Annotated in this window: 20 protein-coding genes, 1 tRNA gene and 1 riboswitch; of the genes, 15 read left to right on the top strand and 6 right to left on the bottom strand. The window is 67.0% G+C overall.

The window, feature by feature from the left end:
- Positions 1-22: 22 nt before the first annotated feature.
- Entirely contained in the window at positions 23-2,248 is a 2,226-nt protein-coding gene (locus ACRB8A_RS03515) for a RecQ family ATP-dependent DNA helicase (protein ID WP_432245601.1), read from the bottom strand.
- A gap of 152 nt (positions 2,249-2,400) precedes the next feature.
- On the opposite strand from ACRB8A_RS03515, the gene ACRB8A_RS03510 reads away from it, so the two are divergent.
- The 4 genes from ACRB8A_RS03510 to ACRB8A_RS03495 all read left to right on the top strand — a co-directional run bounded on the left by ACRB8A_RS03510 (position 2,401) and on the right by ACRB8A_RS03495 (position 6,099).
- Complete coding sequence (locus ACRB8A_RS03510; RefSeq protein WP_285241910.1) at positions 2,401-3,819, top strand: phosphomannomutase/phosphoglucomutase; 1,419 nt, start codon at positions 2,401-2,403, stop codon at positions 3,817-3,819.
- Between the two features lie 3 nt (positions 3,820-3,822).
- Complete coding sequence (locus tag ACRB8A_RS03505; RefSeq protein WP_056600168.1) at positions 3,823-4,326, top strand: hypothetical protein; 504 nt, start codon at positions 3,823-3,825, stop codon at positions 4,324-4,326.
- A 12-nt stretch (positions 4,327-4,338) separates the two neighbouring features.
- Positions 4,339-4,788, top strand: a complete 450-nt coding sequence (locus ACRB8A_RS03500; protein WP_050686112.1) for an RrF2 family transcriptional regulator — start codon at positions 4,339-4,341, stop codon at positions 4,786-4,788.
- Positions 4,789-4,938: 150 nt separating this feature from the next.
- Entirely contained in the window at positions 4,939-6,099 is a 1,161-nt protein-coding gene (locus tag ACRB8A_RS03495; RefSeq protein WP_432245600.1) for a globin domain-containing protein, read from the top strand.
- 130 nt (positions 6,100-6,229) lie between these two features.
- Here the strand turns inward: ACRB8A_RS03495 and ACRB8A_RS03490 are convergent, their stop codons facing one another.
- Positions 6,230-8,056 carry a phosphoenolpyruvate carboxykinase (GTP) gene (locus ACRB8A_RS03490; RefSeq protein ID WP_432245599.1) on the bottom strand — a complete coding sequence of 609 codons (1,827 nt, stop codon included), beginning with the start codon at positions 8,054-8,056 and terminating at the stop codon, positions 6,230-6,232.
- A gap of 276 nt (positions 8,057-8,332) precedes the next feature.
- On the opposite strand from ACRB8A_RS03490, the gene ACRB8A_RS03485 reads away from it, so the two are divergent.
- From ACRB8A_RS03485 to ACRB8A_RS03460, 6 genes are all read left to right on the top strand, one after another.
- Positions 8,333-8,409, top strand: a tRNA-Arg gene (locus ACRB8A_RS03485).
- A gap of 141 nt (positions 8,410-8,550) precedes the next feature.
- Complete coding sequence (locus ACRB8A_RS03480) at positions 8,551-10,005, top strand: dihydrolipoyl dehydrogenase family protein (RefSeq protein WP_432245598.1); 1,455 nt, start codon at positions 8,551-8,553, stop codon at positions 10,003-10,005.
- Positions 10,006-10,082: 77 nt separating this feature from the next.
- The gene (locus tag ACRB8A_RS03475) at positions 10,083-10,910 is read left to right on the top strand and encodes an ABC transporter ATP-binding protein (RefSeq protein ID WP_432245597.1); all 828 of its coding nucleotides are present in this window, start codon (positions 10,083-10,085) and stop codon (positions 10,908-10,910) included.
- Positions 10,907-12,943, top strand: a complete 2,037-nt coding sequence (locus ACRB8A_RS03470; RefSeq protein ID WP_432245596.1) for a YhgE/Pip family protein — start codon at positions 10,907-10,909, stop codon at positions 12,941-12,943. The genes ACRB8A_RS03475 and ACRB8A_RS03470 overlap by 4 nt, the downstream gene beginning before the upstream one ends.
- Positions 12,940-13,698, top strand: coding sequence for a TetR/AcrR family transcriptional regulator (locus ACRB8A_RS03465; RefSeq protein ID WP_432245595.1), 759 nt, complete (start codon positions 12,940-12,942; stop codon positions 13,696-13,698). The genes ACRB8A_RS03470 and ACRB8A_RS03465 overlap by 4 nt, the downstream gene beginning before the upstream one ends.
- Before the next feature lie 7 nt (positions 13,699-13,705).
- Positions 13,706-14,404 (top strand): hypothetical protein, encoded by a 699-nt coding sequence (locus ACRB8A_RS03460; RefSeq protein ID WP_432245594.1) that lies wholly within the window; start codon positions 13,706-13,708, stop codon positions 14,402-14,404.
- 190 nt (positions 14,405-14,594) lie between these two features.
- Here the strand turns inward: ACRB8A_RS03460 and ACRB8A_RS03455 are convergent, their stop codons facing one another.
- Positions 14,595-15,509, bottom strand: a complete 915-nt coding sequence (locus ACRB8A_RS03455; RefSeq protein ID WP_432245593.1) for an EamA family transporter — start codon at positions 15,507-15,509, stop codon at positions 14,595-14,597.
- 72 nt (positions 15,510-15,581) lie between these two features.
- On the opposite strand from ACRB8A_RS03455, the gene ACRB8A_RS03450 reads away from it, so the two are divergent.
- Entirely contained in the window at positions 15,582-16,490 is a 909-nt protein-coding gene (locus ACRB8A_RS03450) for a LysR family transcriptional regulator (protein ID WP_050686164.1), read from the top strand.
- Here the strand turns inward: ACRB8A_RS03450 and ACRB8A_RS03445 are convergent.
- Together ACRB8A_RS03445 and ACRB8A_RS03440 are read right to left on the bottom strand one after the other, a co-directional pair.
- Positions 16,468-16,995, bottom strand: a complete 528-nt coding sequence (locus ACRB8A_RS03445) for a SixA phosphatase family protein (RefSeq protein WP_050686102.1) — start codon at positions 16,993-16,995, stop codon at positions 16,468-16,470. The genes ACRB8A_RS03450 and ACRB8A_RS03445 overlap by 23 nt on opposite strands.
- Positions 16,996-17,061: 66 nt before the next feature.
- The gene (locus ACRB8A_RS03440; protein ID WP_050686100.1) at positions 17,062-17,925 is read right to left on the bottom strand and encodes a winged helix-turn-helix domain-containing protein; all 864 of its coding nucleotides are present in this window, start codon (positions 17,923-17,925) and stop codon (positions 17,062-17,064) included.
- 701 nt (positions 17,926-18,626) lie between these two features.
- On the opposite strand from ACRB8A_RS03440, the gene ACRB8A_RS03435 reads away from it, so the two are divergent.
- The 4 genes from ACRB8A_RS03435 (at position 18,627) to ACRB8A_RS03420 (ending at position 22,456) form a co-directional block, all read left to right on the top strand.
- Positions 18,627-19,367: a response regulator transcription factor gene (locus ACRB8A_RS03435; RefSeq protein WP_285241902.1), complete on the top strand. Its 741-nt coding sequence runs from the start codon at positions 18,627-18,629 to the stop codon at positions 19,365-19,367.
- A gap of 5 nt (positions 19,368-19,372) precedes the next feature.
- Positions 19,373-20,884 carry a HAMP domain-containing sensor histidine kinase gene (locus ACRB8A_RS03430; RefSeq protein WP_432245592.1) on the top strand — a complete coding sequence of 504 codons (1,512 nt, stop codon included), beginning with the start codon at positions 19,373-19,375 and terminating at the stop codon, positions 20,882-20,884.
- Positions 20,885-21,003: 119 nt separating this feature from the next.
- A riboswitch (cyclic di-AMP (ydaO/yuaA leader) is annotated at positions 21,004-21,155 on the top strand.
- 5 nt (positions 21,156-21,160) lie between these two features.
- Positions 21,161-21,913, top strand: a complete 753-nt coding sequence (locus tag ACRB8A_RS03425; protein ID WP_050686095.1) for a hypothetical protein — start codon at positions 21,161-21,163, stop codon at positions 21,911-21,913.
- 93 nt (positions 21,914-22,006) lie between these two features.
- Positions 22,007-22,456, top strand: a complete 450-nt coding sequence (locus tag ACRB8A_RS03420; protein ID WP_050686094.1) for a YdeI/OmpD-associated family protein — start codon at positions 22,007-22,009, stop codon at positions 22,454-22,456.
- A gap of 86 nt (positions 22,457-22,542) precedes the next feature.
- On the opposite strand, the gene ACRB8A_RS03415 is transcribed toward ACRB8A_RS03420, so the two are convergent.
- Complete coding sequence (locus tag ACRB8A_RS03415) at positions 22,543-22,920, bottom strand: glyoxalase superfamily protein (protein WP_050686093.1); 378 nt, start codon at positions 22,918-22,920, stop codon at positions 22,543-22,545.
- Between the last annotated feature and the right edge of the window lie 8 nt (positions 22,921-22,928).

Below are 22,928 nucleotides of genomic sequence, written 5' to 3'. Positions count from 1 at the left end.
ACCTCCCCGCGCGCCCTGCCCGTCAGCCGGCCTGAGCCAGCACCAGCGGCAGCACGGCTCCCGCCCCGGCCTGCAGGAGGGCACGGCCGGCCACGGTCACCGTCCAGCGGCTGTCCACGAGGTCGTCGATGAGCATCACGCTCTGGCCCTGCACCCCGGCCAGGGCTTCTTCCAGTTCGGGGCCCACCACCAGCCTGTCCCAGACGCCGGCCAGGCGGTAGGCGCTGTTGCCGCCGCGGGCGCCGGTGGGTCCGCCGTGGGCCAGCTGCAGCTCCCCCAGGTAGGGGATGCGGCCAATCTCGGAGATGCCCCGTGCCAGCGAGCCCACCAGCTGGGGCTTGCTCCGCGACGGGATGCTGATGATGGCGGCCGGCCTCCCGGCGCCGCTCCAGCCGGCGCTGCGGCCGTCCCCGGTGCCCCATTCGCGCAGGACCTGCACGCAGGCCTGCAGCATGCCCGGCTCCACGGGCTGGTCCTGGGCCCCTGAAGCGAAGATCCCCCGCAGGGCCCCACCCCACCCCAGGTCCGTCAGCCGCGCCAGGACCCGTCCTTCCGACAGGCCCTCCCCCGCTTTAAGCTTCCCCTTCACCGGGACGCCCAGCCGGTCCATGCCGCTGGGCCACTGCAGCCTGGCTTCCAGCGGGCCGCCCGCCCGGCTGAGGGTCTGGCCCGCGGCTGCCGTGGCATCGGCAGCCACATCGGCCTGGAACCATTGCCCGGCGCAGTTGTCGCAGCGGCCGCAGGGGTGGGCCGTTTCGTCGTCCAGGACGGAGGTTATGTACTCCATCCGGCACCCGGCGGTGTCCTGGTAGATCACCATGGAGTCCTGCTCGTCCACCCGGGCTTCGGCAATGCGCTCGTACCGCTGGGCATCGTAGATCCAGGGCTGGCCGGTGGAGCGCCAGCCGCCGCCAACGCGCTCCACTGCGCCGTCCACGGACAGTACCTTCAGGAGCAGCTCCAGCGGGGTCCGGCGAAGGTCCACACGCGCTTCGAGCGCCACCGTGGACAAGGCGGATCCGGCTTCGGCCAGGGCGGTGAGCACTGCCGCAGCCTTTTCCTCTGACGGCATGGAGGCGGTGGCGAAGTACTGCCAGATGTCACGGTCCTCCGAGCCAGGGAGCAGCAGGACGTCCGCGTTGGCGGCGCCACGGCCGGCGCGGCCCACCTGCTGGTAGTAGGCAACCGGAGAGGACGGCGCCCCGAGGTGCACCACAAAGCCGAGGTCCGGCTTGTCGAAGCCCATGCCCAGCGCGGACGTGGCCACGAGGGCCTTGACCTGGTTGTCCTTCAGGAGCTGCTCGGCACGTTCGCGGTCCGCCGGATCGGTGCGGCCGGTGTAGGCAAGGACCTCGTGGCCTGCCTCCGCCAGCAGCCGGGCGGTGTCCTCCGCCGCGGACACCGTGAGGGTATAGATGATGCCGCTGCCGGGGAGCTCCGCCAGGTGCGTGAGCAGCCAGCCCAGACGCTGCCGGGAGTCCGGCAGCCGGAGGACGCCCAGCCGCAGCGAGTCACGGCCCAGGGCGCCGCGGATGGTCAGGACACCTGCGCCGAGCTGCTCCTCGATGTCATGGACCACACGTGAGTTGGCGGTGGCCGTGGTGGCCAGCACGGGGACGGTGTCCGGCAACTGCGTGATCAGGTCCGCAATGCGACGGTAGTCCGGCCGGAAATCGTGGCCCCAGTCGGAAATGCAGTGGGCCTCGTCAATGACCAGGAGCCCGGTCCGCCGGATCAGCTCCGGCAGCTGGGTTTCGCGGAACGCCGGGTTGGTAAGCCGTTCCGGGGACACCAGCAGGACGTCCACCTCATCATTTGCCAGCTGTTGGCGCACCGCATCCCATTCCAGCTGGTTTGCGGAGTTGATGGCCACCGCCCGGACTCCGGCCCGCGCCGCGGCGGCCACCTGGTCCCGCATCAGGGCCAGCAGCGGCGAAACGATCAGGGTTGGCCCCGCACCGCGCCGGCGCAGCAGCAGGGACGCCACAAAGTAGACCGCCGATTTGCCCCAGCCGGTGCGCTGGACCACCAGGGCCCGCCGGCCGCCGTCGACCAGTGCCTCGATGGCTTCAAACTGGCCGTCGTGGAACGCGGCGTCAGGGTGGCCCACCAGGCCACGCAGGACTTCCAGCGCCTGCCCGCGGGTGCCGCCGGGAGCCGGGGCATCACCGGCCACCAGGGTGCCGGTGGGGGCGGTTCCGGTTTCTGTGGAAGGGGACATTGCGGTGGCGTTCTGGTTATCGACCATTGATTCAGTATCCCAGCCGGCACCGACACCCCGCCCAACCGGAGTCCCGTTTGTGGACAACCGGGCCGGGGGCCGTGCCCCGGCGGCGTCACAAAATGCCGCCGCGCCCGCGCCTGAACAGCCGCTTCACCGGCCCACGTAAGATAAAGCCCGTGACTAGCGAACAGACAAAGACTTTTGATCTTTCAGCATCCTTCAAGGCCTACGACGTCCGTGGCATTGTGGGCGAGTCCATCACCGCCGAAATTGTCGAAGCCGTGGGGGCCGCCTTTGTGGACATTCTGGAACTTGAGGGCCAGACCATCCTGGTGGGCGGGGACATGCGTCCCTCATCCCCCGAGTTCAGTAAGGCCTTCGCCGACGGCGCAGCCACCCGCGGCGCCAACGTTGAGCTGCTGGACCTGATCTCCACCGATGAGCTGTACTTTGCCTGCGGGTTCCTCAACCGGGCGGGCGCCACGTTCACCGCCAGCCACAACCCCGCCGGCTACAACGGCATCAAGATGTCCAAGGCCGGGGCCGTGCCCATTTCCTCCGAAACCGGGCTCAAGGACATCCAGGCCCTCGCCGAGCAGTACCTCAACACCGGCAGCATCCCCGCAGCGGAAACCCGTGGCCTGATCGGCGTCCGTGACGTCCTCAAGGATTACGCCGAGTACCTGCGCACGTTGGTGGACCTCACCGGTTCCCGCCCGCTCAAGATCGTGGTGGACGCAGGCAACGGCATGGCCGGCCTGACCACCCCCGCCGTCCTCGGCGACACGTTGCTGCCCAAGCTTCCCTTCGACATCGTTCCGCTCTACTTCGAGCTGGACGGGTCCTTCCCCAACCACCCGGCCAACCCGCTGGAGCCGGAAAACCTCCGCGACCTGCAGGCAGCGGTGGTGGCGCACGGTGCCGATATCGGCCTCGCCTTCGACGGCGACGCCGACCGGTGCTTTGTGATTGACGAAAAAGGCGAGCCGGTGTCGCCGTCGGCCATCACCGGTATGGTGGCGCGCCGCGAGATTGCCCGCGCGAAAGCCCAGGGCGAAAGCACCCCCACGATCATCCACAACCTCCTCACCTCCCGCGCGGTTCCGGAACTGGTGGCGCACGACGGCGGCCGCGCCGTCCGCACGCGTGTCGGCCATTCCTTCATCAAGGCCGTTATGGCTGAGGAAGGCGCGGTGTTCGGCGGCGAGCACTCAGCCCACTTCTACTTCCGGGACTTCTGGAACGCGGACACCGGCATGCTGGCCGCCATGCACGTCCTCGCCGCGCTCGGCGAGCAGGACGGCGCGCTCTCCGACCTGGGCCGCGAATATGAACCGTACGTCAGCTCAGGCGAGATCAACTCCGAAATCGAGGACAAGGCCGGCGCTGTGGACCGCGTCCGGCAGGACTTCGCCGCCGAGGACATCACCATCGACACCATGGACGGCAGCACGTTCACGGCCAACGACGGCAGCTACTGGTTCAACCTCCGCCCCTCCAACACCGAACCTTTCCTGCGGCTCAACGCAGAGGCCACGGACCGCGCCACCATGGAACGCGTCCGCGACCGGGTCCTGTCGATCGTGCGGGCCTGACCCTTGGCGGAAGAGAACGGCGTTGCCGCCGCGGACCAGACCACGAACGGCGACCTCCCATGGCGCGATTCGGTGCCCGAGGCCACGGCCACGGACCTGGAAAACCTCCTGGGGACCGGCGTCAGCGCAGCCCAGGAACAGCTGGAGCGCAACGGCGGTTTCCTGCCCTTCGCCTTGACCGTGCAGAACGACGGCGAGGTGCGCCTGGTGGCGGTCTCCCCCGCTGACTCCCCGGCAGGGGAGGACGCGGATTTCGACGCCGACGCCATGATCAGCGACCTGCACGCCCTGCTGCGCCAGAACCGGGACGATTTCCGGGCGGCGGCAGTGGTCTGCGACATCATGCTGCTCGAGGAGGACTCGGACGCCATCTCCGTGGCCACCGAGCACCGGGACGGCGCAGTGTTCGCCGCCGTGCTGCCGTACGCGGCCAACCAGGCCACCCACACGTGGGAGTTCGGGGAACTCGCGGCAGACACCAACGAGCCCGTTATCTGGGTGGACTAGACCAGAGCTGCCGTGAAGATCAACGCGTTCGCGGATGTCAGCCTGCGGGCACTGCTGGTGCTCGCCGCAGTCCCGGACGGGACCCTGCTCACCACCCAAAACATCGCCGATGCGGTGGGGACGCCGTATAACCACGTGAGCAAGGCAATGGCCAGGCTGCGGGCCCTTGGCCTGATCGATGTGGAGCGTGGCCGCTCCGGCGGTTCCCGGCTGAACCCTGCCGGCCGCCGGGTCACTGTTGGCCGGGTCCTCCGGGAGCTTGATACGCGGACCGATCCTGCGGACTGCGTGGCCCCCGGCGGACCGTGCCCGCTGATCAACGACTGCAAGCTGCGGGCCGCGCTGGCCAGGGCCCGCGAGGCCTTCTACCGGGAGCTCGACACCGTCGTGGTGGCGGAACTGCCCGGAAGCGGCCAGATGGCGCCGGTCTTCCAACTGATTGGCCTGCGCCCCGGGCTCTGACCCGACCGGTTTTACCCGCACCCAGCTGCCCACCCACGAGGGATTTGACCCAAATTTCTACGCAGTGTAGAAATGGGGCATAAATACTTGCATTAAAAATGCAAGTATTTCGGCCGAACGAAGGCCCCGGTCCCTACTTCAGGAGTTCCCATGCTGTCGGACAAATCACGCCCCGTCATCGAAGCCACCCTCCCGCTGGTTGGCTCACGGATCGGTGCCATCACCACCACCTTCTACGACCGGCTGTTCACCGCCCACCCGGAACTGCTGGACGGCCTGTTCAGCCGGTCCAATCAGCGCTCCGGCACCCAGCAGCAGGCCCTGGCCGGCAGCATCGCCGCATTTGCAACCCATTTGGTGGACAATCCAGGAACTCTGCCCGAGGCTGTCCTGGCGCGCATCGCCCACCGCCACGCGTCGCTTGGCATCAGCGAACCGCAGTACCAGGTGGTGTACCAGCATCTGTTCGCCGCCATCGCCGAGGACCTCGCCGCAGTCATCACCCCCAACATCGCCGCAGCGTGGACCGAGGTCTACTGGCTGATGGCGGACGCCCTGATCAAACTCGAAAAGGGACTGTACGCCAGCCAGGCCAACAGCCGCATGTGGATGCCCTGGACGGTCACCGCCAAAACCCCCGCCGGCAGCGGCGCCCTGACCTTCACACTGGAACCTGCCGACGACACCCCCGTCACTGCAGCGCTGCCCGGCCAATACATCAGCGTCAAGGTCGCGCTGCCGGACGGGATCCGCCAGGTCCGCCAGTACTCCTTGTCGGGGGACGCCGGCACCGGCCGCAGCTTCACCGCCAAACTCGACGACAGTGGCGAGGTCTCCCCCGTCCTGCACCGGGACGTCCAGGTTGGCGACATCCTGGAGATCTCCAATCCCTACGGCGGAATCACGCTCAAAGACGGTACCGGCCCCGTAATCCTGGCCTCGGCCGGTATCGGCTGCACCCCCACAGCCTCCATCCTGCGCTCGCTCGCGGCGGCCGGTTCGGAGCGGCAGGTCCTGGTGCTGCACGCAGAAAGCACAATGGACAGCTGGGCGCTGCGCAGTCAGATGACGCATGACGTCGCGCGGCTGGACGGCGCGGAACTGCAGCTGTGGCTGGAGGAGCCCGCAGCCGGATCCAACCAGGGCTTTATGTCCCTGCGGGAAGTGGACCTGCCAGCCGGCGCCGCCCTCTACCTCTGCGGCCCCCTGCCTTTTATGCGCAGCATCCGCAGCGAGGCCATCGACGCCGGCATCCCCGCCACCTCGATCCACTACGAGGTGTTTGGTCCCGACATCTGGCAGGCAGGCTGAGCTGCACCGACCCCGCGCCCGCCGCTGTCCAGTGGCCACTGCCAAATTCGGCGGCACCGCGGCAGCATAACGACGGCGGCCCCGCACCTTTTCGGAAAAAGGTGCGGGGCCGCCGTCGTACGCGTAAGAATCAGCCGAGGCGTTCCTTCAGCCCGGCGAGTTCCGACTGGAGTGCGTCCGGGAGCGAGCCGCCGAAGTTGGCGTACCACTCCTCGATCGATGCGAGCTCGGTGGCCCATTCGGCGGGATCCACGCGGACGGCGTCCTCGACCTCCGCCGGCGTCATGTCCAGGCCCTTGAGGTCGATCGCGTCGCCGGTGGGCACAAACCCGATGGGGGTCTCCACGGCGTCAGCCTTGCCTTCAAGGCGCTCGATGGCCCATTTGAGGACCCGGGCGTTGTCGCCGAAGCCGGGCCAGGCGAAACCACCCTCGGCGTTCCGGCGGAACCAGTTGACCAGGAAGATCCTGGGCAGGCGCTCCGGGTTGCCCTTGGCGGACAGGTTGACCCAGTGGTTCAGGTAGTCGCCGGCGTCGTAGCCGATGAAGGGCAGCATGGCCATGGGGTCGCGGCGGACCACACCCACCGCGCCGGCTGCCGCGGCAGTGGTTTCCGAGGACAGGGTGGAACCCATGAAGATGCCGTTGGACCAGCTGCGGGCCTCGGTCACCAAGGGGATGGTGGTCTTGCGGCGGCCGCCGAAGAGGATCGCGGAAAGCTCCACGCCGTCGGGGCTGTTGTACTCCTCGGCAAGCATGTCGATCTGGTCGATCGGGGTGCAGAAACGGGAGTTCGGGTGCGCGGCCGGGGCGTCGGAATCAGGCGTCCAGGAGTTGCCCTGCCAGTCGGTGAGGTGCGCCGGCACTTCCTCCGTCATGCCCTCCCACCACACGCCGCCGTCGTCGGTCAGCGCCACGTTGGTGAAGATGCTGTTGCCCTTGGCGATGGCGCGCATGGCGTTGGGGTTGGTGCCCCAGCCGGTCCCCGGAGCCACGCCGAAGAGGCCTGCCTCGGGGTTGACGGCGCGCAGCTCGCCTTCCTTGCCAAAACGCATCCAGGTGATGTCGTCACCCAGGGTTTCGACCTTCCAGCCATCGATGGTGGGGTCGAGCAGCGCGAGGTTGGTCTTGCCGCAGGCGGACGGGAAGGCAGCGGAGACGTAGTACGTCTTCTGTTCCGGCGAGGTGAGCTTGAGGATGAGCATGTGCTCGGCCAGCCAGCCTTCGTCGCGGGCCATCACGGACGCGATCCGCAGGGCGTAGCACTTTTTGCCCAGCAGGGCGTTTCCGCCGTAGCCGGAGCCGAAGGACCAGATGGACCGCTCTTCCGGGAAGTGCACAATCCATTTGTCGGTGTTGCAGGGCCACGGCACATCCGCCTGGCCTGCTTCGAGCGGGGCACCCAGGGAGTGCAGGGCGGGGACGTAGAAGGCGTTGGTCTCCGTGATCCGGTCCAGGACGTCCGTGCCGATCCGGGCCATGATGCGCATGGAGGCGACAACGTAGGCGCTGTCAGTGATTTCCACGCCGAACTTGGGGTCCTCGGCGTCAAGGTGGCCCATCACGAACGGGATGACGTACATGGTGCGGCCGCGCATGGAGCCGGCGAACAGGCCGCGCAGCTTCTCCTTCATGCTGGCCGGTTCCATCCAGTTATTGGTGAAGCCTGCATCGCGCTTGTTTTCCGAGCAGATGAAGGTCTGCTCTTCAACCCGGGCAACGTCTGCCGGGTCGGAGAACGCCGCGAAGGAGTTCGGGAAGGTGTCCTGGTTCAGCCGGGTCAGCGTTCCGGCTGCCACGAGCTCATCGGTGAGGCGGGTGTTTTCAGCTTCAGAGCCGTCCACCCAGTAGATACGGTCCGGCTGCGTGAGCCCGGCAACCTCTTCAACCCAAGCCAGCAGGCCGGCATGGGTGGTGGGTGCATTCTCAAGCAGCGGCTTGTGCGCCAGATCGCTCATATCGGATCCCTTCCTGGGGTTCATCGGTGTGTGCTAAATGCTATGGTCCGGACCACTGGGTTTTTTGGGGCCCATTCCGTCGCTTCCGGCGGCCGGAATGGCAAAACCGCGGAAATACGCGGAAAACTCTGGCCAAAATCCCACTTTTAGTGACTAAGGTCACGTAGACCGGTCTAGTTGTGCAGATTACAGGCGTTTCGATTTGGCACACGGCCAACCCTCGCGTAAAGTAATTCGAGGTTCAGGGAGTGCGGTTCTTCTCCTGGGACACGGAATGCGCCCATAGCTCAGCTGGATAGAGCGTCTGTCTACGGAACAGAAGGTCAGGGGTTCGAATCCCTTTGGGCGCACCAACAAGGTCCGCACCGGTTCGCCGGTGCGGACCTTTTTTGTGTGTCGGTGCTGGTTTTCCGACCAGACCCTGCATCCGCCGTACCGCCGGCCCCGGGTCTGCCACGCGCTTCTTCACACGTTGCCCGGCGTAGGCTTTTCCCATGATGCCCGAGGCCCTTGAGCGCGAATTTGATGTAGTGGTGATCGGCGCTGGCGCCGTTGGTGAGAATGTGGCGGGCCGGGTGGTCCAGGGCGGGCTCTCCGTGGTGCTGGTGGAAGCCGAACTGGTGGGCGGCGAGTGTTCCTACTGGGCCTGCATGCCCTCCAAGGCGCTGCTCCGCCCGGGAACCGCCCTGCATGGAGCGCAGACCACCCCCGGCGCCAAGGAATCGGTGACTAAACCCCTCGATGCCGCCGCGGTGCTGAAGCGGCGGGACTATTTCACGTCCAACTGGCAGGATGACAGCCAGGTTGACTGGGTCAAGGACACCGGGATTGAGCTGGTGCGCGGCCACGCATGGCTGACAGCGCCCAGGCAGGTGGAGGTGGCCGGTCTGGACGGCGTGCAGCACCGGCTGCAGGCACGCCACGCGGTGGTCCTGGCCAGCGGCTCGATGCCCACCATACCTCCCATCGATGGGTTGGAGGACCTCCAGGTCTGGGGTACCCGGGAGGCCACATCTGCCAGCGAAATCCCGGCGTCCCTGGCCGTCCTGGGTGGCGGCGTTGCCGGCGTCGAACTGGCACAGGCTTTTGCCCGCCTTGGCGCGGCCGTAACCCTTGTAGCGAGGAGCAGCCTGCTGGGCAGCTTCCCCACCGAAGCCGCCGACCTTGTGGCCGCAGGCCTGCGGGCAGACGGCGTGGAGCTCCGGCTGCACACCGCCACCAACAGCATTAAGGAGAACGACGACGGGACGTTCAGCCTGGCGCTGGGCGACGGCACCACCGTAACGGCGGATAAGGTCCTGGTCTCCACCGGGCGGCACCCGGCCCTCGAGGGCCTCGGCCTGGAAAGTGTTGGCCTGGGCCCGGACAGCAACGGCCGCTTCAACCTGGCCACAGACAATACCGGCCTGGTGGCAGGCGCACCTGGCGACGAGCCGTGGCTGTATGCCGTGGGCGATGCCGCCGGCAGAAACCTCTTCACCCACCAGGGCAAATACGGGGCCCGGGCCACGGGGGACGCCATCAGCGCCCGGGCCAACGGAACCCTCAAAGGCGCAGCCCCCGATTGGAGCCGGTACGCCCAGACCGCCAACCAGCACGCCGTGCCGAGCGTGGTGTTCACCGACCCTGAGCTGGCAATGGTGGGGCGCACCCTGGACACCGCGAGGAAGGACGGCTGCAACGCCTCCTCGGTGGAGTTGCCCATCGAGGTGGCCGGCTCATCCCTGCACTCCGAGCACTATGAGGGATGGGCCCAGCTGGTGATCGACGAGGACCGCAAGGTGCTCCTGGGCGCCACCTTCGCCGGACCCGACGTGGCGGAGCTTTTGCACGCGGCCACGATCGCCATTGTGGGTGAGGTTCCGCTGGACCGGCTGTGGCACGCCGTCCCCTCCTACCCCACCATCAGCGAGGTGTGGCTGCGGCTCCTGGAGAAATACGGGCTCTAAGCACGAGGCATAGCTATTTGAACTGACCAGTCAGTTCGGTTAGGCTGGATACAGACGTATCCCCTGAAAGGCCTTCCTTGCTCTCAGCACACCAGCTTCACGTCCCCGGACGCCGGGACCCGCTAGTCCCCGCCACCTCACTCTCGGTGCGGCGCGGCGGGCTCCTTCTGGTCACCGGCGCCCGGCAGGACCAGCGGACCGCGCTGGCCCTTGCCCTCAGCGGCCGGATGAAGCCAGGCGGGGGAACCATCACCTGGGACGCCAATCCGCGCATCAAAGTGCTTCGGCAGGCCAGTGCGCTGGTGGACGCGGTGGACGTCAACGAGCCCGAGCGGCACCTCAGTGTCCGCGACCTGGTGACCGAGGACCTGGCACTCATCCCCCGCCGCTACCGTGGGGCGCTGCTCAGCAAACCCTGGCTCAAGGTCCACAGCTTCGAGGACATCGCGGACCTCTGGACCGAGCAACTGGGCCCGAAGCGGCGCCTCGAACTGTTGACGGCGCTGGCCCTGGCGAACCCGCACACGGACCTTGTGGTGGTGGATTCCCCGGACCGGCACAGCGCGGATCCCCAGGACTGGCTGCCGCGGCTGATGCAGTTGGCGGCCGACGGCGGCCGGCAGCTCGCCGTCGTCGCCACCGTCAGTGCCGTCCCGGCGTTATGGTCGGGGGCTGTCGCGGAAATCGGCAACGCTGTGCCCGGGCAGGAAAACGACGGGCCGGAAACTGCCGTACCAGAGCCCACCACGCCGGGTTCCGTGGCCGTGCGCTCCGGCGCAGTGGAGCCACAGCCGGCGGAGCCCACTCCTGCTCAGCCGGAGCCGGCCACCACAACGCAGCCGGAGCCGGAGCCAAGAGTGCCGGCCAGACACATAACCGAAACCGAAACTGAGGTTGCCAAGTGACAGTGCTGCGGCTGGCCCGCTCCGAACTCAAGCGCATGACCGGTGGCCTGCTGCCCAAGCTGACCATTCTTGCCCTGACAATGGTCCCGCTGCTGTACGGCGCGGTGTACCTCTACGCCAACTGGGATCCGTACGGCAACCTGGACCACCTGGACGCCGCCCTGGTGGTGGAGGATACCGGCGCCACCGCTGCCGACGGCAGCACCCTGGCGGCCGGCGAAAAAGTGGCCGACAGCCTGGTGGACGGCAACGTCTTTCACTGGATCCCTGTGGCAAGCACGCAGGAGGCGGATCAGGGCGTCAGCAACGGCGACTATGCCTTTGCACTGAAAATTCCGCAGGACTTTTCCGCCAACCTGGTCTCGCCTGGCAGCTTCGACTCCGCCAGCCAGGCCATGCTCAATGTCACCACCAACGACGCCAACAACTACCTCCTGAGCACCATTGTGGACAAGCTGACCACCGCGGTGCACAGCACCGTGGCCACGGAGGTGGGCGAAGAGACTGCCAACCAGCTGCTCACGGGCTTCGGCACCATCCACACCCAGATGCTCAAGGCCGCTGACGGCGCGGGGCAACTGGCCGATGGCGTAGCCACCCTTCGGGACGGAACCGCTACCCTGCATGATGGAACAACTGCCCTGAACAGCGGAGCCAACGAACTCTACGCGGGGCAGGTGAAGCTCCGCGACGGTGCCAACCAGCTGACGGAGGGTGCCGGCTCCCTGAGCAGCGGGCTGTCCCTCCTTAGGGACAAAACGTCCATGCTCCCCACCGATTCAAAGACGCTGGCGGACGGTGCGGCGCAGGTCGCGGCTGGAAACGCGCAGCTCAACACCAAGGTCCAGGACGTTGCCGCACAACTGGAGGCCGCGGACAAAGGCCTCCGGGACCGGGTGGTGGCATCCAACACCCGGCTGATGGACGCAGGCGTGATCACGAAGGAGCAGGCAGACAGCATTCTTGCCGACTTCGACGCAGTGGCCGCGTCCAACCCGGTCACCACGGCCAAAACGAAGCTGCAGACCGACGCCGCCCAGATCCAGCAGCTGGCGGACGGCGCAGAAGCTGTCAGCGTCGGCGCATCCCAGCTGGCTGCCGCTACCCCCGCCCTGAAGGACGCCATTGTGCAGGCTTCAGGTGGTGCGGACCAGCTGCACACCGGCGCCGCCACCCTGGCCACCGGCGAACAGACCGCCGTGGACGGCACAGGTTCCCTGGTGGCCGGAGCCGGAAAGCTCGACGACGGCGCCGCCCAGCTTGCCGCGGGTGCCGGCACAGCCGCGGACGGGTCCAGGACCCTGGCAGACGAAATCGGCGAGGGCGCGGGCCAGGTACCCAACCCCGACGACACACAAAAGAGCAACCTCTCCCGCGTGATCGCCGATCCAGTGTCCGTCAGCAACGTCTCGCAGGCGAAGGCAGGCTCGTACGGGGCGGGGCTGGCACCCTTCTTCCTCACCCTCGCCATGTGGATCGGAATCTTTATGCTGGTCCAGGCGATGCGGCCCATCACCCAGCGTGCGCTGGCCTCCAACGCGCCGTCGTGGAAGATTGCGGTGGGCGGCTGGCTGCCGTTCCTGGCGGTATCGGTGGTCCAGGCCACCCTGCTGACGCTGGTGGTGGACCTGGCGCTGGGACTGAACCCGGCCCACCCGTTCCTGATGTGGCTCTTCCTGCTGGCGGCCGCCATGGCCTTCAGCGCGCTCATCCAGGGTGTGGTGGCCCTGCTGGGCTCCCCCGGCAAGCTGGTGGTGCTGATCCTGCTGGTACTGCAGCTGGTGTCCTCCGGCGGCACGTTCCCGTGGCAGACCACGCCGCAGCCCCTCCACGTGGTCCATGAAATCCTGCCCATGGGATATGTGGTCACCGGCATGCGGCACCTGATCTACGGCGCCGACCTGTCCATGATCATCCCCACCGTGCTGGGGCTGCTGGGCTACACCCTCCTGGGGGCAGCCCTGTCCACCCTGGCAGTACGCAAAAACAAATACTGGACGCTGAAAAGCCTCAAGCCGGAGATCGCCGTATGAGCATCGGAACCCCTGAGCCTGCCAAAGCCCTGCGGCCCGCACGCACCGGCGCCACCCGGCAGAAAATCTTCGACGCTTCCATGGAGCTGATCGGCGAGCGCGGGGCCGCCGGTGTGACTGTTGATGAGATCGCTGCGGCCTCGGGCGTTTCCAAGGGCACCGTCTATTACAACTTCGGCAGCAAATCCGAGCTGATTGCCCAACTGTTGCGGCACGGCGTGGACATCCTCAAGGCCCGGCTGGAGGGGCCTGCCCCCGCCGTTCCCGCCGGCGCCCAGGACCCCGGCACCGCCGGCACGCAGGATCCCGCCGGCACCCAGGATCCCGCTCAGCCTGTTCCCGCCGGCACCCAGGATCCTGCTCAGCCTGTTCCCTCCGGCACGCAGGATCCGTTGCTTGCCATGGAATGGATGATCGGTGCGGCCATGGACTTTATGTCCGACTACCCTTCCTTCGCCCGCCTGTGGGTGAGCGAAAACTGGCGCATCCCCAGCGAATGGCAGGGAACGTTCGCTGTGCTGCGCGGTGAACTACTGGCGGTGATCGGCGCTGCGGTGGAGAACGTGGCCAAAACCTACCCCGTGGACACGACCGTTTCGCGCGGCAGCCTGGAAACGGCGATCTTCGGCGCCTGCTTTGTGGTGGGACTGGACCGGCAGACCTACAATCCGGAGCGCACCCGTGACCAAAGCGTTGCAGCAATCATGGCCATCATGCGCGGCTACGTCCTGAAGGCGCCCGCGCCTGCGGGATGATGGAGCAATGCGCCACATGGGGAACAGCGGCAAGTTCGCGGTAGTCACGGGGATCGTGGCCTTGGGCCTGCTGGTCCTCACCGGGATGACACTCGCGCTGCCCGTGTTCTTTGCGTTCCTGGGGGTCCTCACAGTGGCATTTTTGGCCGCCGTTGGCGAGATCCTGGTCCGCGGCCGGCGGGTTGCCCTCTTGGCAGCGGGCGCCTGTTTCAGCCTGGCCATTGGCTTCAGCCTGGCGTTCCTGAGTACCTGGGAGCTCGCCTTTGCCGGCCAGCGCTCGTTCATTGGGACCCCGCTGCCCACCGGCGATCCGGACGATTACTTTTATGGGGCCGGGGCTGCTGCCGCGGCTACACTCGTCATCCTCTTCCTTGGAGCAGCGTGGCCGGCTGGCCGCCGGGCCAGGCAGGGAACCTCCGGACGGCGCATGCCGGGCCAAACCCGCGCCGGCCGACCCCGCCCCGGCCAAACCGGCACCACACGGACCCGCAGCACGCCACGCGGGACCTCCCAAGGGGGAAAATCCCAGCGGGGGGCTGCCACCGGCCGGGCACGTACCGGCGTACCAGCCCAGGCCCGGCGCACTGCCGCAGCACGCGCTGCCGCCGCCGGGCGCACTGCGTCCCAGCGGATATCAACGCAACGCACAGCCGCCCAACGCTCAGCAACCCAACGCTCAGCAACCCAACGCACGCCGCAGCAGTAGGCGCCGGTACACCAGCCCAACAAACGCCGCCGCAGCGCTCAGCAGCCCAACACACGCCGCCGCAGCACACGCCCGAACACCAACCCCACAAACGCCGCAGCAGTAGGCAGCGGCACAGCGCACCCCGGCTCAGCGCACCCCGGTCCCGCGCATACCCGCGGCGTCTACCCCGTCCACGCCGTCAACCCCGTCAACCCCGCAACAGATCCAGGCCTGCGCGCCGGCTCTGGCGCCGGCCCCGCCCGAAGGTGAGGACCGCCGTCGCCACCCCCGCCAGGAGCAGCAGCCCGCCAGTAACTTCCGGCCCCGAGGGCACCTCACCCAGCACCAGCCAGGCGGCGCTCATCCCCACCACTGGCACCAGCAGCGTAAACGGCACCACCGACGACGACGGGTGGCTGGCCAGGAGCCGGTTCCAGATGCCGTATCCCACCAGCGATGCGAAGACGGCCGTGTAGAGCGCGCTCAGGATGGTGGGTGCCTGCAGGTTGCCCAGCGTAGTGAACACCGCTTCGGGGCCGTCCACCACGAGTGACAGGCCGGCCAGCGGCAGCGGCACCACGGCCCCCGACCAGACCACCAGGCCCAGCCCGGATGCCGCCTTGGCCCGCCGGGCAATGACATTTCCCGCCGCCCAGGAAAGGGCCGCCGCCAGCACAATCACCAGGGGCAGCAACGGTGCAACGGCACTGCGCCCGGTAGCCACGACGGCGAGGCCCGCCACACCAAGAACCACCCCGCCCCCCTGCCGGCGGCTGGGCCGTTCGCCCAGGAACATCGCCGCCAGCAGGATGGTCAGCAGGACCTGCGCCTGCAGGACCAGTGAGGCGAGGCCCGCGGGCATCCCCAGCGCCATGGCGAGGTAGAGGAGCCCGAACTGGCCGGCGCTCATAAAGAGTCCGACGCCGATGATTGCCGCCCAGCTTACGTCCGGTTTCCGGATGAAGAAGATGCAAGGGAAAACCACCAGGACAAACCGGATGGCCACAAACAGCAGGGGCGGAACCTCCTGGCCAGCGGGGTGCAGGCCGATGTCGATGGCCACGAAGTTCAAGCCCCACAGGACGGCGACTGCTATGGCCAACAGGGTGTCACGGAGATTCATGGTCTCACTGTCGCAGACTGACGAATGAAGCACCAGCGTTGAATTGTTTATAAAACAATGTACGTTTGCTTCATGATCGATATTGGCTCACTGCGTGCCCTTGCAGCCGTTGAACAGCACGGATCGGTGATCGCCGCTTCGGAGTCGATTGGCTTCAGCCCCTCGGCCGTTTCCCAGCAGGTCAAGAAGCTGGAGAAGGAGGCGGGCTTCGCGGTCCTGGAACGGCGGGGCCGCGGTGTGCTGCTGACCGAGCGGGGTCAAGCGCTGGCCGCCTACGGCCGGCGGATCCTTGCCGAACTGGAGGAACTCCAGTCCACCCTGCTGGCCGATCCCGCAAAACCCGAGGGCAAGCTCCGGGTGGTGGCCTTCTCCACCGCCTGCCGGGGGCTGGTGGGCCCCCTCCTGGGCCGCCTGGCTGCGGCCGGCACCATGCTGGACGTTAGCGTCCTGGCCGAGGATCCGCGGGAGGCGGTGGCCCGCGTGGCCAATGGAGAGGCCGACTTAGGCTTGGTCCACAACTGGAACTCAGTGCCCTTGGTGATTCCGGAGCACCTCACCCTCGAGTGGCTGTGCGAGGACGTGGCCGATGTTTTGGTCCATCGGGACCACCCGCTGGCCGGCCGGACCGAGGTTGAACCGGCCCACCTGGTGGGGGAACGGTGGATCAGTACGCCCAACGGGGCAATCTGCAACGAAGCCCTGCTGCGGATCTTCACCGGGCTGGGCCGGGTGCCCAACATCCAGGTCTACGATCCTGATTTTGCCACGCACATCGCGCTGGTCCAGCAGGGCGCCGTGGTGGCCCTGGTGCCGCGGCTGGGCCGGGGGGTGCTGCCGCCGGAGGTGGTGGCCGTGCCGGTGACCAACCCGGCGCAGGCACGGCAGGTGGGGATCGTCTACCGCCGCACCATGACAGCCAGCCCGGGCATCAGGCACGTGGCAGCGATACTGCGGGAGATCAGCGGGCCCGCGGAACTGTAAAGCTGGTGATCCGGGCGTCCTGGCCGTCCAGTTCGGCCCACGTCTTCTCCGTCTCCAGCACCGTGAGGGCATTTGTGGGGTACCGGGTGGCGGCGTCCATGTAGGCGTCATGTTCCGAATCACGCGACGCCAGGTGCATGGCCAGGTCCTGGACACCGGGCAGGTGCGAGATCAGCATCAGGGTGGTCACGGTATCCGGCACCTGGTTGACCACCGAGAGCATCCGCAGCGCGGATGCGGCGTACAAGCCACCTTCCAGCTTGGGCGTGGGCGCCTTATCGCCCAGTTCCGAGCACACCCAGGTGCAGGTCTGCCGCGTCCGCAGCGCGCTCGAGCAGAGGATGAAATCCGGCAGCACGTTATGGTCCACAAGCCAGCGGCCGGCGGCGGGCGCATCGCGGTGCCCCCGTTCCTCCAGCGGACGGTCATGGTCGGCCACCCCGCCCGGCCAGTCAGCCTTGGCATGGCGCATCAGGACCAGGCGTTTTACGTGGTGCTCACTCATGGCCCAAGCCTATCGCCCGCCCCGCACCCAACCGCGGCGGCCATCTGCCTCCGGGCGGTGGTAAGGCTAGATCGAGTATTCCGGAGCGGCCCAGACAACAACTTCGGGGTGCTCGTAGAAGCGGTAACCCTGGCCACGGACCGTGCGCACCGTGTTGGCCAGGCGTCCCAGCTTGGAGCGGAGGCGGCGGATGTGCACGTCGATGGTGCGCTCATTGGGCACTTCCTCGGCGTTGCGCCACAGCCCCTCAAGAAGCTCGTCACGGCCAACCGTGCGGGTGCCGTTTTCCACCAGGTAGTTCAGGAGTTCGAACTCCTTGAAGGTCAGGTTCAGCGACTCGCCGTCCAGGTGCACCTCGCGGCGGGCCAGGTCGATCAGGACGCCGGAGGGCCGGGGTTCCTGGGGAAGCTGGGGACGCGGGGTTTCGGTGCGCTGGCGGGCGTTGACGGTGGGGTCGCCAAAGGTGGAACGGACGACGTCGAGCGCGGAACCGGGGGTGCCTGCCGGAGCCACGGCAACGGCGGCGTAGCTTTCGGCGCCGGTGACCAGGGACTGGGCGTAGGCCCGGATTTCCTGGGCGAGCTTGGCGATGGAGGTACCTGCGGCTGCGGCGGTTTCCTCATCGATGCCCATGTAGAGAACAAAGCCGCGGGCCACGTTCTCGTTCGCCACAGGGCGGACGGCGTTGGGCCCGGCAATCACGGGGGTGGGGGCCGTAAGGGGCGCGGGCTCGGCAGGAACGGCGCGGAGCTGCCCGTAGGAGTTGGGGTTATATCCCTGGGGGGCGTAGCCCTGCGCAGGGAAGGTGTTTCCGCTGCCTGCGGGAGCCAGCGCGGGGCGGGGTCCGAAGCCCGGGCGAAGACCCGAGGGCTGGCCGGCCTTGGCGGCGTTACGGACGGAGATGTGGACGTATCCGGATGCAACGGTCATGTTGTGCTTACCTCAATGTGAATGGCCGCCTGGGCGGCTCGAATGCTGGGTTTCCCCGCACTGCGAATTGGGGAGGGACGCCCGACGCTGGGCTGGGGGCGAATGCCTAAGAACTTCGGAGGGTGGGAAGTCAGGCGTACATTCGACAACAGCGCATGTCGGCAGCAGCGGGTGTGCTGGGCCAATATTCTGCGGCTGCAGGTGCTGTTGAGTTCTTGTTCACATTGGAAGTGTGACGCGTAACAATGCCAACTTGCAAGTAACAATGGACGGCATCGTCCGCATGGTGAGACAAAATGCGCTTTTGTGTTGCAGATCACGATTCTGTCCGGCGTGAAGAATAACGTTCGTTATCCGTTCAGCACCTGGAAAATCCATGTTGTTGAGAACAATATTCGGCAATTCCTTCTTTTAGGATTAAGAACTTCAGCCAAGCCGAATTCACGAAAATTCCTCCCTTCCCGCACCCTGCTGTCCAGCCGATGTCCGGCTTCTCCGGAAAAAGTTCCCGGTGCGCTCCCGCAAGATCCCTGCAGCCTGGCCCCTGGACGTTCTTCGAAAGCGCTGGAGCCAGTCGGGACTCCCGCCAGCTGCGGCGGACGTTCCAACCTGAGCGGCACCCAGGTCGCTAGGCTGGGATTCACAGCCTGGACACAGGAACCCCAAAGCCGGGCTTAACCGAACGATCGGAGAGTTGTCCCATGGCCACTTCGCACTCCATGACCAACAACCTCCCCCAGCTGTCCCACCCGGACGGGTCCCCCATCCGGGCCCTGGTGGTTGACGACGAGCCCAGCCTCTCCGAACTGATGAGCATGGGCCTGCGCATGGCGGGCTGGTCCGTTGCCGTGGCCGCGGACGGGCCGGAGGCCGTGAAGCTGGCCAAGGACTTCCGCCCGGACGTCCTGGTGCTGGATGTGATGCTCCCCGGCTTTGACGGCGTCGAGTTGCTGGGCCGGATCCGGGCGTTCGCCCCGGAGGTACCCGCGCTGTTCCTGACGGCCAAGGACGCCATCCACGACCGGATCGTGGGCCTGGCGGCGGGCGGGGACGATTACGTCACCAAACCATTCAGCATGGAGGAGGTCCTGCTGCGGCTGCACAGGCTGGTGCAGCGTTCCGGGGTGGCCGCCATGGATACCTCCGAACTGGTGGTGGGCGACCTGGTCCTGAATATCGATACCCGGGAAGTGACCCGCGCCGGTGACGACGTGCAGCTGACCGCCACCCAGTTCGAGCTGCTCCGCTACCTGATGGAGAACCCCAAGCGGGTCATCAGCAAGGCCCAGATCCTGGACCGGGTGTGGGACTACGACTTCGGTGGCCAGGCCAACATCGTGGAGCTCTACATTTCCTACCTGCGCAAAAAAATTGATGCCGTGCACCCGCCCATGATCCATACCGTGCGCGGTGCCGGCTACGTCATCAAGCCTGCAGAGTAGGTTCTGTGGCCACCACACCAGCCCCGGAGGCACCCCGCCGGAGCGTGCTCCGACCCGCCACCTGGCATCTGCGGACGCGCTTGGTGGCGTTGGCCATGGCCCTGCTGATCGCCATCTGCGGCGCGGTGGGGGTGGTCAGCTACGCCTCAATGGATGCCTTCCTCACCCGCCAGCTTGATGCCCAGCTGAGCCAGGCGGCGGAGCGGGCCAACGATCCCGGCCGCCCGCCGCAGGGCGGCTTCAACGGCCGGGACCCACTGGACGCACGGGGCCAGAGTGTGGGCACCGTCAACGCCAGCATCCGCAACGGCCAGGTGAACACGGGCGGTTTCCTCGCCTCAGACACCACCCGCACCCCCCTCGCGGCTGACGACAAGCCTGTCCTCCTGGGCCTGGCGACGGACGGCAAGCCAGTGGACCGGGAACTGTCCAACGGCAGCTACCGGCTGGTGGCCGTCGAAACCTCTTTCGGCGACGTCCTGGTGACCGGGCTCCCCCTGGCAGTCAAGGACAGCACGCTCACATCGCTGGTGTGGACATTCGTTTTTGTGTCCCTGGGCGGTCTCCTGCTGGTCGGGCTGATCGGCACCGTCCTGATCCGGCGCACCATGAAACCGCTGGAACAACTCTCGGAAGTGGCCACGAGGGTATCCCAACTGCCGCTGGACGCCGGCGAGGTGGCACTCGCGGTGCGCGTCCCGCCGTCGAACTCCAATCCGGGTACCGAGGTGGGCAGCGTGGGGCACGCGCTGAACCTGATGCTGGACAACGTGGCCAGCGCGCTGCAGGCGAGGCAGAAAAGCGAAACCAAGGTGCGCCAGTTTGTGGCTGACGCCTCGCATGAACTCCGCACCCCGCTGACGGCCATCCGCGGTTACACGGAGCTGATGCGCATGACGGAGCAGTTCACGCCCGACGGTGCCCGTTCGCTGGCACGCGTGCAGAGCCAGTCCGAGCGTATGACGGCGCTGGTGGAAGACCTGCTGCTGCTGGCGCGGCTGGATGAGGGCCAGCCGCTGAAGCTCAGCGAGGTGGACCTGACGCAACTCATGGTGGAAAGCGTCAGCGACGAGAAGGTGATGGCACCCGGACACAATTGGCGCTTCGAACTGCCGGACGAGCCTGTGGTGGTCACGGGCGATCCAGCCCAGCTCCGTCAGGTCCTGATGAACCTGCTCTCGAACGCCCGGAAACACACGCCGGCCGGAACCACCGTCCTGGCAGGGGTGGGTACGGCCGACAACACGGCGTTCGTCACGGTGACGGACGACGGCGGCGGGATCCCGGCAGGGTTCGTGGACCAGGTCTTTTCACGCTTTGCCCGCGCGGACGCGGCCAGGAAAGGCAGCGGCGACCAGGCCGGGGCCGCCGCCGCGGAGGGCACCAGCGGGCTGGGGCTTTCCATCGTCCAGTCGATCATCGAGGCGCACGGCGGGAAGGTCTGGGTGACGTCCGAGCCGGGCAGGACGCAATTCACCATCTCCCTCCCGCTCGCAGCAGCCGCCCCCACAACCTGACACGCCGCCGTCGTGATGTCCGTTACCTAAATGTGACTTAAGCTTCGGACTCCTGTACCGTCGAAAGGGTGCGGTTCCCGTTCGGGGCGCATGTCCGGATGACGCCTAGCTCTGCCGCTTCCCGGATCCTTCTTGACCCATGGCAGAGGCGGGGGACCCACAGTCCCGGGCACTGAGTGCCCTTGGGGTTAAGCCATTTTCGTGAATTTTCCGGATGGCCGGATGACCTCATCCGAACCCGACAGCTAACTCCGCAGGTGTGAGAGGCGATCCATCATGTCTGAATTCCCGGTAGAAACGCGCCCGAAAAATGGGGCCGACAGTCCATTCCACACCAAAAAGCGCGGCATTGCCTTCCTGGGCCGGCGCACGGCCATCCTCGCCGCGTCCTGCGCCCTGCTGGTGGGAGTCGGTGCCGCCGGCCAAGCCACCAGCTCCGTCACCTCCCCTGTGGCGGCTGAAACAAAAGCCGCCGAGGCAAGCTCCTCACTGAGACTGGAGAAGAGCGAAATCCAGGCTGCGCCGAGCGAATCTGCGGCGCCGATCGCTGTTGCACCCCAGGCCGCCGAGCCCGCTCCGGCTGCTCCTGCCGCGGAACCGGCGCCCGCCGTGGAAGCCGCTCCTGCACCGGCCCCCGAGCCTGCACCGGCACCGGTTCCCGAGCCTGCCCCAGCGCCGGAGCCCGCTCCCGCACCGGAGCCCGCTCCCGTCGTCGCGGTTAATGACCCTGCCGGTGCGCAGGCCTATGCGGCCAGCCAGCTGGCATCCTACGGCTGGTCGGCGGACCAGATGCAGAGCCTGCTGACGCTCTGGACCAAGGAATCCGACTGGACCACTACGGCCACCAACGCGAGCAGCGGCGCCTATGGCATTGTCCAGTCGCTGCCGGCCGAGAAGATGGCAAGCTCCGGCGCGGATTACCTCACCAACTACCGCACCCAGATCAACTGGGGCCTGAACTACATCAAGGAGCGCTACGGCTCCCCCGCAGCCGCCCTGAACTTCCACCTCGCCAACAACTGGTACTAGGACCCGCGGGGTCCATCCCGGCGGTCCCGTCCCCGGGACCGCCGGGTCGCCTACAGGTGACGCGGCGCTTCCGCGGGCACCATACTAAGGGGCATGAAATTCACCACCGTTATTGCCGGCTCCGGCAACAAGACCGGCATCGAAGTCCCGGCCAGCATTGTGGACGCCTTGGCGGCCGGAAAACGGCCGCCGGTGGTGGTGACGCTGAACGGGGCGTCCTACCGCAGCAGCATTGCCGTTATGGGCGGGCAGTACCTGATCGGCCTGAGCGCAGCCAATCGTGAGCTGACAGGGGCGGGCGCGGGCGACGCCGTTGAGGTGGACGTGGTGGTGGACACCGAACCACGCGTGGTGGAGGTGCCCGCTGACCTGGCGGCCGCGCTGGCTGCAGACAGCACCGCGTCCGACGCGTACGCCGCCTTGAACTACAGCGCCCAGCGGCGCCTGGTAGAGCCCCTGGCCCTGGCAAAAACCGAGGAGACCCGGGCCAGGCGCGTGGCCAAGGCAGTCTCGGACCTGAACCCTGGCCAGCAGCACGGTTAGCCGTTCAGCGCCCCAGCGCCCCAGCCGGCTTTGCACGGCACCCGGCTCCTGGCGTGCCCGTCCGGATTTTCACGGCAGGCCGTCCGCTACATGGGTGGAAGTTTAGCCATGCACTGGACGGCCCACTGGTTGCCGTCCGGATCCTTGAAATACACAAACTCACCCCAGCCGGGGTCCGAGATATCCGTGACATCCACACCGTTGGCTTTCAGGTGCCGGTGCGCCTCCTGGATGTCAGGAACCACCAACTGCAGGTTGGGGGCGGACCCTGCCGGCGCATCCGAGAGCCCCTCGCCGATTGCGATGGAGCAGCCTGATCCGGGCGGGGTCAGCTGGACGAAGCGCAGGTTCTCGTTGACCCGGTGATCGTGGTCAAGGGTGAAACCCACTTGGTTCGCATAAAAATCCCGGGCACGGTCCACGTCGGAGACGGGCACCAGTACAAGTTCAAGTTTCCAGTCCATCCGCTCAG

Origin of the sequence: Arthrobacter sp. G.S.26, from assembly GCF_050847375.1 — a bacterium.
Taxonomy (GTDB): Bacteria; Actinomycetota; Actinomycetes; order Actinomycetales; family Micrococcaceae; genus Arthrobacter.
Note: the sequence above shows the minus strand (reverse complement) of the source record. Positions and strands in the feature narration are given on the sequence as shown.